General features: G+C 61.7%; 13 protein-coding genes. 8 read left to right on the top strand and 5 right to left on the bottom strand.

The window, feature by feature from the left end; translation table 11 throughout:
- Window positions 1-24: 24 nt before the first annotated feature.
- Entirely contained in the window at window positions 25-396 is a 372-nt protein-coding gene (locus SB786_RS22570) for a DoxX family protein (protein ID WP_410729419.1), read from the top strand.
- A 367-nt stretch (window positions 397-763) separates the two neighbouring features.
- On the opposite strand, the gene SB786_RS22565 is transcribed toward SB786_RS22570, so the two are convergent.
- Window positions 764-1,564: an SDR family NAD(P)-dependent oxidoreductase gene (locus SB786_RS22565; RefSeq protein WP_410729418.1), complete on the bottom strand. Its 801-nt coding sequence runs from the start codon at window positions 1,562-1,564 to the stop codon at window positions 764-766.
- A gap of 75 nt (window positions 1,565-1,639) precedes the next feature.
- Here SB786_RS22565 and SB786_RS22560 point away from each other — a divergent pair, with 75 nt between their 5' ends.
- Both SB786_RS22560 and SB786_RS22555 read left to right on the top strand, forming a co-directional pair.
- A complete protein-coding gene (locus tag SB786_RS22560) occupies window positions 1,640-2,242 on the top strand; it encodes a TetR/AcrR family transcriptional regulator (protein WP_410729417.1) in 603 nt (200 codons plus the stop codon).
- A 360-nt stretch (window positions 2,243-2,602) separates the two neighbouring features.
- Window positions 2,603-2,851: a hypothetical protein gene (locus tag SB786_RS22555; protein ID WP_410729416.1), complete on the top strand. Its 249-nt coding sequence runs from the start codon at window positions 2,603-2,605 to the stop codon at window positions 2,849-2,851.
- 208 nt (window positions 2,852-3,059) lie between these two features.
- On the opposite strand, the gene SB786_RS22550 is transcribed toward SB786_RS22555, so the two are convergent.
- The gene (locus SB786_RS22550) at window positions 3,060-3,992 is read right to left on the bottom strand and encodes a LysR family transcriptional regulator (RefSeq protein WP_410729415.1); all 933 of its coding nucleotides are present in this window, start codon (window positions 3,990-3,992) and stop codon (window positions 3,060-3,062) included.
- 223 nt (window positions 3,993-4,215) lie between these two features.
- Here SB786_RS22550 and SB786_RS22545 point away from each other — a divergent pair, with 223 nt between their 5' ends.
- Window positions 4,216-5,082 carry an NmrA family NAD(P)-binding protein gene (locus tag SB786_RS22545; RefSeq protein ID WP_410729414.1) on the top strand — a complete coding sequence of 289 codons (867 nt, stop codon included), beginning with the start codon at window positions 4,216-4,218 and terminating at the stop codon, window positions 5,080-5,082.
- A gap of 93 nt (window positions 5,083-5,175) precedes the next feature.
- Entirely contained in the window at window positions 5,176-5,979 is an 804-nt protein-coding gene (locus tag SB786_RS22540; protein ID WP_410729413.1) for a hypothetical protein, read from the top strand.
- 294 nt (window positions 5,980-6,273) lie between these two features.
- Here the strand turns inward: SB786_RS22540 and SB786_RS22535 are convergent, their stop codons facing one another.
- Window positions 6,274-7,194: an alpha/beta fold hydrolase gene (locus SB786_RS22535; protein WP_410729412.1), complete on the bottom strand. Its 921-nt coding sequence runs from the start codon at window positions 7,192-7,194 to the stop codon at window positions 6,274-6,276.
- Window positions 7,195-7,295: 101 nt separating this feature from the next.
- On the opposite strand from SB786_RS22535, the gene SB786_RS22530 reads away from it, so the two are divergent.
- The gene (locus SB786_RS22530; protein ID WP_410729411.1) at window positions 7,296-7,664 is read left to right on the top strand and encodes a MerR family transcriptional regulator; all 369 of its coding nucleotides are present in this window, start codon (window positions 7,296-7,298) and stop codon (window positions 7,662-7,664) included.
- A gap of 273 nt (window positions 7,665-7,937) precedes the next feature.
- Here the strand turns inward: SB786_RS22530 and SB786_RS22525 are convergent, their stop codons facing one another.
- Window positions 7,938-9,338: an MFS transporter gene (locus SB786_RS22525; protein ID WP_410729410.1), complete on the bottom strand. Its 1,401-nt coding sequence runs from the start codon at window positions 9,336-9,338 to the stop codon at window positions 7,938-7,940.
- 96 nt (window positions 9,339-9,434) lie between these two features.
- On the opposite strand from SB786_RS22525, the gene SB786_RS22520 reads away from it, so the two are divergent.
- Entirely contained in the window at window positions 9,435-10,307 is an 873-nt protein-coding gene (locus SB786_RS22520; protein WP_410729409.1) for a LysR family transcriptional regulator, read from the top strand.
- Window positions 10,308-10,643: 336 nt separating this feature from the next.
- Window positions 10,644-11,324 (top strand): GntR family transcriptional regulator, encoded by a 681-nt coding sequence (locus SB786_RS22515; RefSeq protein WP_006750619.1) that lies wholly within the window; start codon window positions 10,644-10,646, stop codon window positions 11,322-11,324.
- 140 nt (window positions 11,325-11,464) lie between these two features.
- Here the strand turns inward: SB786_RS22515 and SB786_RS22510 are convergent, their stop codons facing one another.
- Complete coding sequence (locus SB786_RS22510) at window positions 11,465-11,668, bottom strand: hypothetical protein (RefSeq protein WP_006759901.1); 204 nt, start codon at window positions 11,666-11,668, stop codon at window positions 11,465-11,467.
- Window positions 11,669-12,053: the final 385 nt, after the last annotated feature.

Here is a 12,053-nt window from a genome sequence, read left to right as displayed (position 1 = left end):
CCCTCATCAGAGAAGGTGGAACGAATGTCCAAGATTTCCTGGCGCCAAGTATTCCCTTTGATTCTTGCCGCTTTTTTCGTCGTGGGATCGCTCAGCAACATCGTCGCCCCGCGATCCATCTTCGAGGAATACCTGAAGTGGGGATATCCGCACTGGTTCCATTTCGTGACTGGGTCGCTGGAACTCATGACCGCCATTCTGCTGGCGCGAGCACGGACGCGGCTGTGGGGCTCGGTGCTCGGCTGCACCGTGATGTTGGCTGCGCTTGCAACCGTTGCAGTCCACGGCGAATACGGACATGGGGTGGCGCCGCTTGTCGTGGCGACACTATCCATTGTTGTCGGCTGGATTACTTGGCGCAAGCGGCTCGCTGTCGGTCCTATGGCTCGGGCCTAAACCTTCCGCGCCTTCAAGAACTGAAAAGCATGCTGGACGTGCGATCACGAACCGGATATCGGCTTTCAAATCCCCGTTGGAGCAGGGTTGACTTATTGAATTGAGCTTGGCGGTTGGCGGGTCAACGGGCGTCCGAAGCACTTCGGAAGCGGTCATCGACGCCTTGCGCTCGCGACCGGCGGCTGCGGGTGGGGTTGAGCCAGTCGCCGTTCGCCGGGACTGCGGCCGGCCGAGTCCGGCCAATTGCCGTCATACGCCTGGTTGCTGCCTCGGGGCATTCAAACGACGGATTTCCGCCCGTTCGCGCTCCTTCGCCTCGCAGGAGTTCTCGGATTGCGAGCCACGATCGCGCCGTCTGGATGCCCGATCAGAACGCAGAGCGGATCGTGCCACCATCGACGCGGATCGTGGCGCCGCTCACATAGTCGGCATAGGGGCTTGCGAGATAAGCAACTGCCGCCGCGATCTCTTCAGGACGGCCAAGGCGGCCGACGTCGTTGGGCACCATGTCGCGGACGCAGCCGCGCTCAATCTCCTCCCACGTCTGACCCCATCCGTGCTGCGGAGCGATGTTCTCGAGCAGCTCCCTGACGGCCGGCACGAGAATCACGCCGGGTGCCACAACATTCGAGGTCACGCCGGAGTCCTTGAGGTCGCGCGCCAGCGAAACAGCCAGGTTGTGCCTGGCGGCAAGCGAGGCGTTGTAGTCAGGCTGCATCGAGACCGGCTGACCGGCGAGTCCGCCGCCGATCTGAATCACGCGGCCCCACCCGCGCTCGCGCATGGCTGGCACCAGCCGCTGGATCATGCGCACGGCGGACAGGACGTTGACCTCATAGGTCTCCATCCACTTGTCCGGTAAGGCAGTGCTCCAGTTCAGGTGGTGATAATAGCCAGCGTTATTGACCAGTATGTCGATGGCTCCGCCTTCGGTCGCCTTGGCAACCACGGCATTGGCGCCCGCATCGGTTGCCAGATCGCCCAGCGCGACTTCGGCATGGCCGCCTGCCATTGTGATCGCTGCCGCGGCCGCCTCTGCACGATCACTGCTGCGGCCATGCACAACCACTGTTGCACCCTCCGCAGCCAGGAACTTGGCAATCGCCTCACCTAGTCCGGCCGTCGATCCCGTCACCAGCACGCGCTTTCCGCTCAGATTCAGATCCATGAGTGTTCCCTCGATCGCATTAAATTTATACAATCGTATACTTTCTCGCTCTAAAAATCTACAGGTGTTTGATTAATGAAGACACTGGGCAAAAAAGGCGCGGCTACCCGCGAGGCGATCCTCGCATCCGCGCGACAGGCATTTACGCAATCGGGCTACGACGTCGGCGTACGCGAGATCGCTGAGAACGCGGGAGTCACCGCGATGCTCGTGAATCGTTATTTCGGGTCCAAGGAACAGCTGTTCGAGGAGGTAGTCGACCTGGTTCTTTCGGCTCCGGGCATCCTCACGCGGGAAGTGATGACGAACGCGCCTGACGTATCGACGCTATGCCGCGATGTTGCTGCCGCGCTTGTGGCGAAGACGGCACCGGACATCACGTCGATGGACGGGTTTCTCATCATGCTGCGCTCGGCCAACAATGGGCAGGCCACAGCCATTCTGCGCAGGAAGTTTGAAACGCACTTTGCCCGACCGTTATCTGAGCTGCTGCCCGGCGAAGAAACCTCGCAGCGGGCCGCGATGTTTCTGGCCGTCATTGCCGGCTTCCAGGTCATGCGACAGGTCGTCGAGATGGCTGCATTGGCGCAAGCCAAACCGGACCAGTTGGAGCGACAACTCGAGGCGCTCTTCGGATTGCTGATTATCGGAACGCCGATCAAGCACTTGACTGGCTGAAGTGTTGCGATACATCGCGCGGGGTAACACCAAATCGGCGGGAGCGTTGGGGGGAAGAGCGGGAAAGGGCAGTGCAAATATTGCCTGATGGCGGGCATGGCACATGTTCGAGCCGTCCGCGCATAAAAGCCTGACTGACCGCGAAGGGTCGGTTGAGCCAGTCGCCCGCCGGGACTGCGGCCGGCCGAGTCCGGCCATGATCAGACGATCAAAAAGCGTACGCTGGCTGGCCGGTTCCCATCCGCCATCGGACCACCACTCGATACATTTTCCAGATATCGACGCGGTATGGAAAATGCGCACATAGCGGTATCGGGACTGTTAGGGCGCAGGTCGCAACGGCGCCGGGAGGCTATCAAAATGGACGTGCTGAGAATGGCGCAGCAAGCGGGATTGGCAGTGCTTCTGGAGGCACGCATCGGCCAACAGGAGTACAGCAGCGTATCTGGGTCAAAGGACGCATTGCTGCGCTTTGCGCAGGCGATTCGGGTGGCGATGGTTCAGGAACTCGCCTTACGCGCCCGCTTGAGGCTCCGTGCCCTTCCTTCCCAATGTCGGTGGCGTTCCAAAGCACAAACGCGCTGGAAACGGACCCGCCCGCAAATCTGAACAGCGGTTACGCTGCGGCCAGCGACCAGCGTTCGATTGCGACGATCAGCCGAAGTCGGCTTGAAAGCGGACGGAGGTGGCTCGCGCGTGAATGACTCTGACGTTGAATCCGCAGCCGGAACCGGCCGTTTGCGGTGTGCTCATGGCAGCCCACGCCCTCTACGGAACCGGCTATTGGACGTTGCGTCGCCAGTTCGCCATAACAGCACTAGCGCGTGCCGACGCGCTCGTTCTTGCCCGTCAGTTCAACAACGAAATCAAGAAACGCCCGCGTCTTTGCCGGCAGGTGATGCCGGGACGGGTAGTACGCGTATAGCGGAAATCGCTCGTCTGCCCATTCGGGAAAGAGATTGATCAATTGGCCGTTCGCGATCAGGGGCTCCGCACCGAGCAGCAACATCTGCGCAATTCCGGAACCGGCGACGCATGCGTTGAGCAGGGCACCGGGATCATTGACCGTGAGGCGTCCCCGGGTGTCCACCACAATGCGCTTTCGCCGGCGGTGGAATTCCCACGCGAACGGCTTGCCCGTCTCCGGGTTGCGAAATTCAATGCATCGGTGGCTTCGGTTTTCAAGGTCCTCGGGTTTTGTCGGCCGTCCCCGGCGAGCGACGTATGAAGGCGACGCGACCGTGACAATGCCGGTATCGAGCAACTTTCTCGCGATCAGCGTAGAGGCTCGGGGTTCGCCGAAACGCACGGCGATGTCGAAGCCATCCATGACGAGGTCGCCAAGACTGTCTCGCGCGATGAGTTCGATTTCGAGTTCCGGGTGCGCGTCCATGAACGCATCGAGTTGTTGCCCAAGAATGGTCCGGTAGACGACCGGATCCAGATTGACTCTCAGCTTTCCACGCACCGCGGAGGCGCTCCCTGCCGCGGCCGCGGCTGCTTCCTCCAGCCCGGCGAGATGGGGCATGACCTGCTCGTAAAAGCGGCGACCCTCTTCAGTCAGCGAGACGGAGCGCGTCGTTCGGTTGAAGAGCCGGATATTCAGCTTTTTTTCCAGCCGCGCAATCGCGCGACTGACGCCCGGCGGCGTCATTCCAATGACTTCCGATGCGGCCGCGAACGTCCCCATGTCCACCACGGCGGCGAACACGCTAATGCTGCCGGACAGCTTCTCGGTACTGGATCTCATGGTTGCTCGAGTGAATGAAGGTGGTGGATCGCGACCAACCAACCCGAATGACAACGCGCCAATACTGCGCCGTGCAGCAGCGCAAGATAACTCCGCAGATCATGCCGCATTGATAACTCCTTGTCACTAATGTGATGCCATCCATGTCATTTTGTTTTGGTCGGCGTTTGTCCAGAATGCGTGTCACCGAACACCCGATGTATCCACACATGGAGAACGAGCAATGTATGCAATAACAGGAATCACCGGCCAGGTCGGCGGCGCGCTGGCCCGTGAGTTGCTGGCCAGTGGTGAGCCGGTGCGCACAGTCGTGCGCGACGCGACGCGGGCAAGGGCGTGGGCGGAGCGAGGTTGCGAGATCGCGACAGCTTTCATGGAAGACGCTTCGTCGCTGGCCGCCGCATTCGAAGGTGCGACCGGCGTTTTCCTCCTGCCGCCTCCGCAGTTCGATCCGGCGCCCGGGTTTCCCGAAGCGCGGAAGGTGATCGAGGCTGTGTCCGCGGCGCTCCTGAAGGCGCGGCCCGAAAAAGTCGTTTGCCTGTCGACGATCGGCGCGCAGGCTGACGAGATCAATCTGCTCACTCAACGCACGCTGATGGAGCAGGCACTGCGCGAGATGCCGATGCCGGTGACGTTCCTGCGGCCTGGCTGGTTCATGGAAAACGCCGCGTGGGATGTCGCGTCCGCGCGCGACGACGGCGTCATTGCCAGTTACCTGCAGCCGCTCGACAAGCCCGTGCCGATGGTCGCTACCGCGGACGTAGGCCGCGTTGCGGCCGACCTGCTCCAGCAGACGTGGCACGGTGTGCGTGTGGTGGAACTCGAGGGCCCGCGCCGGGTGAGTCCCAATGATCTCGCATTGGCCTTCGCCCGCGTGCTCGGCGCGCAGGTACGCGCGGAAGTGGTCGACAGGCAGACGTGGGAAGCGCTGTTCCGCGGCCAGGGCATGAAGCATCCTCTGCCCCGGATGCGCATGCTGGACGGCTTCAACGAAGGCTGGATCGATTTCGAAAGTAATCCTGACGAAATCGCGCGCGGCCGCGTCGAACTGGAGACGGTTCTGCGCGAGCTTGTGTCGCGTGCAGTCTGACCGGAGCCGCGATCCGTCGGATTGATCGATCGCGATGTCCTGTACGGGGCAAGCGGCAACTTGGAACTATACTGGGGCAACCTGGAGGGTTCCATGACTGATCACGACAGACTGCATCCGCTACGTCCGTTCCTGAAAAATTGGGTTTGGGAGCATGGCCGAATCGGCACTCGCTATCTGGACTGCGTCGACGGCGAGATCAAGTTTGATGAAGGCAAGAAGTCGCATTTCGCGGCCGAAAAATATGTCTACGTGCCGCTTGGCAACAGCACTGACGACGATGCGTCCGTGGATGGCCCTGCAATTCAGGAGGCCGGCCTTGCCCGGTTTTTGCGGGCTGCGCAATTGGGCAAGCCGGAAGAAGCCGGTTCTGTAGCGGAGGTGCAGCGCGCAGTGCAGGACTGCGTGGAGATTGGCCTGTTCAGTGCGTATCAAGGGGAGGCTCGCAAGGCATTTGCCCGATACGCGCAGGAACCGATGTTCGACGACGAGATCCGCGCGGCGGTTGTCGACGACATCCGGCGTGTGTATGTCGGCATGCGCGAGCAACTTGCGCTGTACGATTTCAGCGTGCTCCACGGCTTGCCGATACCGCTGCTTATCGGCGACACGCCCTTCATTGACTGGCGCGTATCCGCGAGTCCGGCACTTCCGTTCGTGTCGCTGCCGCTGGGACCTTACTGTCTGCTGGTAGGCGCTCCATCGGGCAGGAAAACCCGAATCGGCCCAGTGGTCTGGAAGGCTGCTGCCACGATGGGTCCGTTGAAAGACCACAACCGCCGGATCGAGGAGCAGGCACGTCTGTGGCTGGTGGCGACTACGGATGACCAACTCGTTGCTGTGCAAAGTCGCATGGCTGGGGCTATGGGGGCCAGGGAAGGGGATGGGAAGTCCTGAGTGATGTCGACGGGAGGCAGGGCGCCGGCGGGGGCTGAATGGTGAGCGGTAGTACGTTGATGTGTCGGACGGGACTGTGGCCTGCTGAGGATGAGCGGCGGAAAGTCGATCTGCGCCCGGCGCGCGTCGCTGGGCGGTGGCCGGCCAAGTTCGGCCGGAAGCAGACTTCGACAAACCCCGAGCGACTGGCCGTTCTCCCTTGACCTTGCGACACTCGATTCGCGCCAAGCCGTGCACCGAAATCGAGATGCTCGATCCTGGACGCACTCAGCCCGTCTTGAGGACCGGCCCGAGCTAGTGGGCTTTCAAGAATCCGGCAATCAGCCCGGCGATCTCTTGCGGTGCATCTTCGAAGCTGTAATGGCCGACTCCCGCGAGTCGATGAATCGGCGCCCTGGGAAATATTTCGCTGAACAGCGGCAGAAAGTGTTGAGCCGCCAGCGTGCGATCGGCCTCTCCCCAGATGGCAAGCGCTGGCTTTGAACGGACCGCGTCGAGTGCCGTCGCGTCAGGCACTTCGAAACGGTGTGCTCCGATCGCGAAGCCCTTCGCCCAGCCAATCGCGCCGGCGCAGTCGGTCGGCACGGCGAAACGTGAGCCGTACGCGCGCAGCCACGTATCGCTGATACGCGCGTGGTTCTCGAAGCCGTTGAGCTTCAAGGTACTCAGGATATTGAACCCCAGTTCACCCAGCACGGATTCAAGACGGCCTTGCGAATCAGCGCGGAGGATCCACTGGAACCATGGCGAGAGTGCGGCATTCGCGTTCAGCCGGTCGAACAACGTGCTTTGACCGAATGGCGTCGGGCCGTTGGTGCTGACGATCCGGCGAATGCGGCCCGGATGCCGCGCGGCGAGCCCCATGCCGACCGGGCCGCCGAAGTCATGCATGACCAGAGTGATGTCGTTCAAATCCAGGGCAAGCACAAGCTTTTCAAGGTTGTCGATATGATCCTGTAGCCAGTAGGTGCGATTTTTCGGCGTCTCACTCTTGCCGAACCCCATGTGGTCCGGCGCAATCACACGATAGTCGGCGGCGAGTGCATTGATCAAATTACGAAACAGATATCCCCACGTCGGCTCGCCGTGAAGGCACAGGACGACCTCGCCATCAGAGGGTCCCTCGTCGACGTAATGCATGCGAAAGCCGGCAACTTCGCTGAAGCACGGCGAAAACGGAAACGTGCCGTCAAATGTGTCGTTGGATGGTGTCATACGGCGTTCCTTGATGAATGGACCGGCGGGCACGCCAGCCGCTCAAGGAGGTTAAACTTTGACAGCGCTGTCAGGGTCAAGCGTATTTTTCGGGGGATGTCATGCGTATCGGAGAGCTGGCTCGCCGCACCGGCGTCAGTGAGCGGATGCTGCGGTATTACGAACACGAAGGTCTGCTCAATCCAAAGAGGACCGATTCGGGCTACCGCGATTACGGTTCCGACGAAGTGGACGCCGCACAGCGCATCCGCATGCTCAGCACAGCAGGATTGAAGGTCAGCAGTATCCGGCTGTTGTTGCCTTGCGTACTCGGCGATAAACCTATGTTTCATCCATGCGCCGAAGCGCGCGCATTGCTACGCGGTGAAGTCGAAAAGCTCGACGTTCGGCTGCACGAACTCAGTGAGACGCGAGAAGTCATTGTGAGACTGCTCAATGCGATCGACACCAACGAGCCATTGCCACTCTGACTACGCCATGCGTTTGAGGATTGACGCACTGCAACTGGGCGACGCCCATCAAGTTGACGCGTTGCGATAGCGGGCGAAGCGAATGCTCCGGACCGCGCCTCAAGAAATATTCGCGCGAACGACCGCAATAAAACGTGCTTGTGGCGCTTGCAAATAAGCGTTCGATGGCAGAGAAGGGGCGGCTTCGTCCGACTGCATCCGACGGCAGTCGGCCAATTGCGGTCATCTGGTCGCTCCGGACTTAGCGACGCCTGACCGTCTGCTTTAGGCCGGTCAGCGACCATTCCATCTTCTGGTTCGGGGACCTCGCTGCACCACATCACCTAAATTTCGCCAGGCAGTTGCAGCGCCGACAATCAGAAGCAGCACCGAAACGGTCAACGCTCGTTCCACCCCGTGAATAAAGGACGCCGCCTCTGCCTGCCGAACGAAGAAACCGAATAAAGCGACGCCTATCACCCCGCCGACCTGCCGGGCGGCATTCAACAATCCCGACGCAATACCCGATTGTGCACGGCTCACAGCAGCCAGCGTCGCAGCAGTGATAGTCGGAATGGTCAGAGCGATTCCACTACCTGCGAACAGCATGGGAAGCGCAAGCAGCCAGAAGGATTGTGCTGCGATGGCCGGCAACATCGCGAGATAGCCGCTCGCGGACATCAGCAGACCGGCCGTTGCCAACGCACGCGCGCCGACCCGGCTCGCCAGTCGCCCCGCGACGATATTCACGATCACCAGGATGCCCATCATCGGCAGGAATGCCACGCCCGTCTGGACCGGCGTCATATGCCAGATCGACTGAAAGAGCAGGCTCAACGTGAAGACGATGCCGTAAAAAACCAGATTCGCAAGCATGCCGATCCGGGTCGCACAGCGGACAACGTGGTCCTGCCACAACGCAGCAGGCAGTATCGCGGCAGGATTACGCAATTCCAGCCAGACGAACGCGATACTCATTCCGACGCATAAGGCGAACGCACCCTCGACAAACGCACTGCGCCAGCCTAGCGCGCTCACTTCGGTCGATGCGAACGTGAGTGCTGCCAACGCGACAGCGCCAGTGAGTTGTCCCGGAAGATCCAAATTCCGGCCATCTTCCGCGTCCGTATCGGGCGCGAATCGCCATGTCAGCCAGATGCCTGCGATGCCCACGGGCACATTGACCAGAAAGATGCTTCGCCAGCCGATCGCCGCGATTAGCAGCCCGCCTGCCAGGGGTCCAGCGGCTAAAGCGATGCCGCCGCCGGCGCCCCACCAGCCGATCGCCCGGCCGCGCTCCGTCGCGTCCTCGAACGCCACCCGCAGAACGGCCAGTGAGTTCGGCACCAGCAGCGCGGCCCCCGCCCCCTGAACGAGACGCCAGTCGATTAACGCCTGCACAGATTTCGCCATCCCGCAGCCGATCGATGAAATCGTGAATATCGCGTAACCGGCCATGAACACACGCTTTGCCCCCCACCTGTCCCCGAGCGCTCCTGCGATGAGCAGCAAGGACGCAAAGACGAGCGCATACGCGTTGACGACCCATTGGAGGTCTGTGATATCCGCATCGAAGACCGATCTCAAAGCATCGAGCGCAACATTAACGACGCTGACATCGATAAGTACGACCACAAAGCCAAGGCATGCCGCCGTTTGAACCAGCAACGGGTGACGTCTGGACGGTGTCTGCATGGTCGATCCTTCGAGTTCAAAGGACCGAAGCGTAAAGGATCGCGTTCTGTGCGAATATTCCGCAAAACCGCATAGCGGCCTGGAGAAAATGCACAGATGTTCGACTGGGAAAACCTTCGCTATTTCGTCGCCGTAGCGCAAACCGGTAGTCTCTCCGCGGCGGCACGACGTCTGAATGTCGATCATGCGACAGTCAGCCGTCGCCTGAGCGCGCTCGAAGCCGAACTGAAGATGCGCCTGGTCGACCGGTTGCCGCGCGCGTGTCGGCCGACATCGGCAGGCAAGCTCATTCTGGAATTCGCGGAGCAAATGGAGGAGCGCGCGTTTTCGATCGAGCGCCTCGCGCTCGCGGAACAGACGTCCTTGCACGGCGTGGTTACGGTCAGCGTGCCGCCGGTCCTCGCAAACAATCTCTTCGCGAATCACTTTCATGAATTCGCGCGACTACATCCGGCAATTCGCTTGGCGATCGCCAGCCAGGCACAGCGCATTTCCCTTGGACGTCGCGAAGCGGATCTCGCCGTGCGCCTCGTTCGCCCCGAGGAACCTCAGAATGTCACGCGCAAGCTTGGGGAGATGGCTTTCGGCCTTTATGCGAGCCGCGAATATGCGCATGCGTCAACACCCGACGACTGGGCATTCATTGCTTACGAAGCACAATTCGCAGAAATGCCGCATCAGCAATGGCTCCAGTCGATCGCTCAAGGCCGCCGCATCGTCTGCGAAGTCAGCGATATCACGACGCAGCAGGTGGCGGCCCGCACGGGAGCGGGTGTTGCGGGGCTACCCGTCTTCATGGGTGACAGCGATCCTGAATTGCAACGGCTGCCGTTCGATGGGGCGTCATTCTCTCGTGAGATCTGGCTTGTGGTGCATGCCGATCTCCGACATTCGCCCGCGATTCGCGCCGTGATCGACTTTATCTCAGACGTGGCAAGCAGAACCTTCGCACAGAATTCCGCGATGTAGCGACGACTTCGACATTGGCTCGCAACGCCGGAAACACGCGGCCGGTCGTCACTTCAAAGCGGCCTTTGACGGCGCTGGTTGGTGAACGGCGGCTAGGTCGGAACCGTCCGTTCAAGTCCCGGCGGTTCGAGAGGCAGTTTGGGGTCGGCAAGCGACATCCACGGAGAGCCCTTTTGTTGGCCGACCGAAGGGCGCGGCGGCATGGCAGCAGCACGACGCACTCTGCGCCCGCCGCGCGTTCCCCCCAAGACCGCTCTGCTAATATTGTAGAAAATATGCAATATCCGCCGCCGCACCGGCGCTTGCCTGGCCGCCTTCCCCAGTCCGAACCGCAACATGAACGAGAAACGCCCTGCTCTTGTCTACGCCACGCGCGCCGAAGCCGCAGCGAACGAATTGCGCCGCCGTATCCTGACAGGGGAGTATGTCGACGGCTATCAACTCCGCCAGGATGCGCTCGCGACCGAACTCGGCATCAGCCGCATTCCGCTGCGCGAAGCGCTCGTGCAGCTCGAGAGCGAAGGGCTCGTGAAGATCCTGCCGCACAAGGGCGCGATCGTCTCGGAGCTGTCCCCGGAGGACATCACCGAACTGTTCGAACTGCGCGCGCTGCTGGAACCCGTGCTGCTGAAAAAATCGATTCCGAAGCTCACTGCCGACGATTTCGCGCGGCTCGACGCAATCCTCGCGGAATACAGCGAAGTGCTGCATGCGAGCCAGTCCGGACGCTGGGGCGAACTGAACACCGAACTGCATCAACTTCTGCTGTCGCGTGCCGACCAGCCGAAGACGACGGCGATCGTCGCGTCGCTGCTGCAACAGACCGACCGCTACACGCGCGTGCAATTGTCGCTATCCGAGGCCGCGCGCGACGTGGCCGAATCCGAACACGCCGAACTCGTCGCGTTGTGCCGCAAGGGCGATGCGCGCGCGGCGGCGTCGCTGCTCAAGCGTCACATCGAGCATGCAGGCGGCGAGTTGAATGCGTTCCTGCGCGACCGGCGGCTGGGTCGTTGAACCCGTGCGGGGCGCGATGGCCGACGTGCCGCACTAGCGTCCGGCGCTGACGCGGGGTCGCATGCGATGCGCGGCCCGCGGCCCACGGCCCACCGTCCGTCCCGGCGTCGCCGAATCCCGCTTGCACCGCTCACGTTCTCTTACCCGCCGCCGATTCCCTGCAGCACCTTGCCGGTCCCGCCGCATATCGTGCACGGCTGACCTTCGACCATACCGGTGCCGCGGCACACGCTGCACAGATCCTCGCCGACGCCCGGCGCATCGGGCGGCCCTTCGTCGCCGGGATTCAACGGCGGGTCTTGAGGGTCTTGACTCTGCCCCGCCGACGTTCTGGTCGTCTGCATCGCACACCTCCTTTCGCGTTTCCGACGTCGCGGCGAGCACGCATCGTGCGTGCCCGCTGCGACGACACGCCCGCGATGTCCGCCCCGTGAACCGGAAGCGCACATGACAGGCGCGCCGGCAGGGACGACTCGACGCCCCGCGTGACTAAGGGAGAATCGACGTCATCGCGTCGTCGTTACAACGACGGCGCCCATGTCGAGCCGAACGCGTTCGACTGGTCGATACCGGGGAAGTCGACGAACGCCTTGCTGCGGGACGCGCGTTGCGGGTCAATCGGGGCGGGGCGGGGGTTTCGTGGCGGCGCCGACCGTGAGGGCATTGTGATCAGTCATCCTATAACGAGTGGAAGGGAAGCGAAAGACGGCGCTTGGCATCGGGAAAACG

It is taken from the genome of Burkholderia sp. SIMBA_062, assembly GCF_046534765.1.
Lineage (GTDB): Bacteria > Pseudomonadota > Gammaproteobacteria > Burkholderiales > Burkholderiaceae > Burkholderia > Burkholderia ambifaria.
The sequence above is the reverse complement of the archived record's forward strand: the minus strand, read 5'-3'. Positions and strand labels throughout refer to the sequence as shown.

Excerpts from the sequence above, each read along its gene's own strand:
- SB786_RS22570 (WP_410729419.1), top strand. The coding sequence starts at position 25 with ATGTCCAAGATTTCCTGGCGCCAAGTATTCCCTTTGATTCTTGCCGCT.
- SB786_RS22565 (WP_410729418.1), bottom strand. The coding sequence starts at position 1,564 with ATGGATCTGAATCTGAGCGGAAAGCGCGTGCTGGTGACGGGATCGACG.
- SB786_RS22560 (WP_410729417.1), top strand. The coding sequence starts at position 1,640 with ATGAAGACACTGGGCAAAAAAGGCGCGGCTACCCGCGAGGCGATCCTC.
- SB786_RS22555 (WP_410729416.1), top strand. The coding sequence starts at position 2,603 with ATGGACGTGCTGAGAATGGCGCAGCAAGCGGGATTGGCAGTGCTTCTG.
- SB786_RS22550 (WP_410729415.1), bottom strand. The coding sequence starts at position 3,992 with ATGAGATCCAGTACCGAGAAGCTGTCCGGCAGCATTAGCGTGTTCGCC.
- SB786_RS22545 (WP_410729414.1), top strand. The coding sequence starts at position 4,216 with ATGTATGCAATAACAGGAATCACCGGCCAGGTCGGCGGCGCGCTGGCC.
- SB786_RS22540 (WP_410729413.1), top strand. The coding sequence starts at position 5,176 with ATGACTGATCACGACAGACTGCATCCGCTACGTCCGTTCCTGAAAAAT.
- SB786_RS22535 (WP_410729412.1), bottom strand. The coding sequence starts at position 7,194 with ATGACACCATCCAACGACACATTTGACGGCACGTTTCCGTTTTCGCCG.
- SB786_RS22530 (WP_410729411.1), top strand. The coding sequence starts at position 7,296 with ATGCGTATCGGAGAGCTGGCTCGCCGCACCGGCGTCAGTGAGCGGATG.
- SB786_RS22525 (WP_410729410.1), bottom strand. The coding sequence starts at position 9,338 with ATGCAGACACCGTCCAGACGTCACCCGTTGCTGGTTCAAACGGCGGCA.
- SB786_RS22520 (WP_410729409.1), top strand. The coding sequence starts at position 9,435 with ATGTTCGACTGGGAAAACCTTCGCTATTTCGTCGCCGTAGCGCAAACC.
- SB786_RS22515 (WP_006750619.1), top strand. The coding sequence starts at position 10,644 with ATGAACGAGAAACGCCCTGCTCTTGTCTACGCCACGCGCGCCGAAGCC.
- SB786_RS22510 (WP_006759901.1), bottom strand. The coding sequence starts at position 11,668 with ATGCAGACGACCAGAACGTCGGCGGGGCAGAGTCAAGACCCTCAAGAC.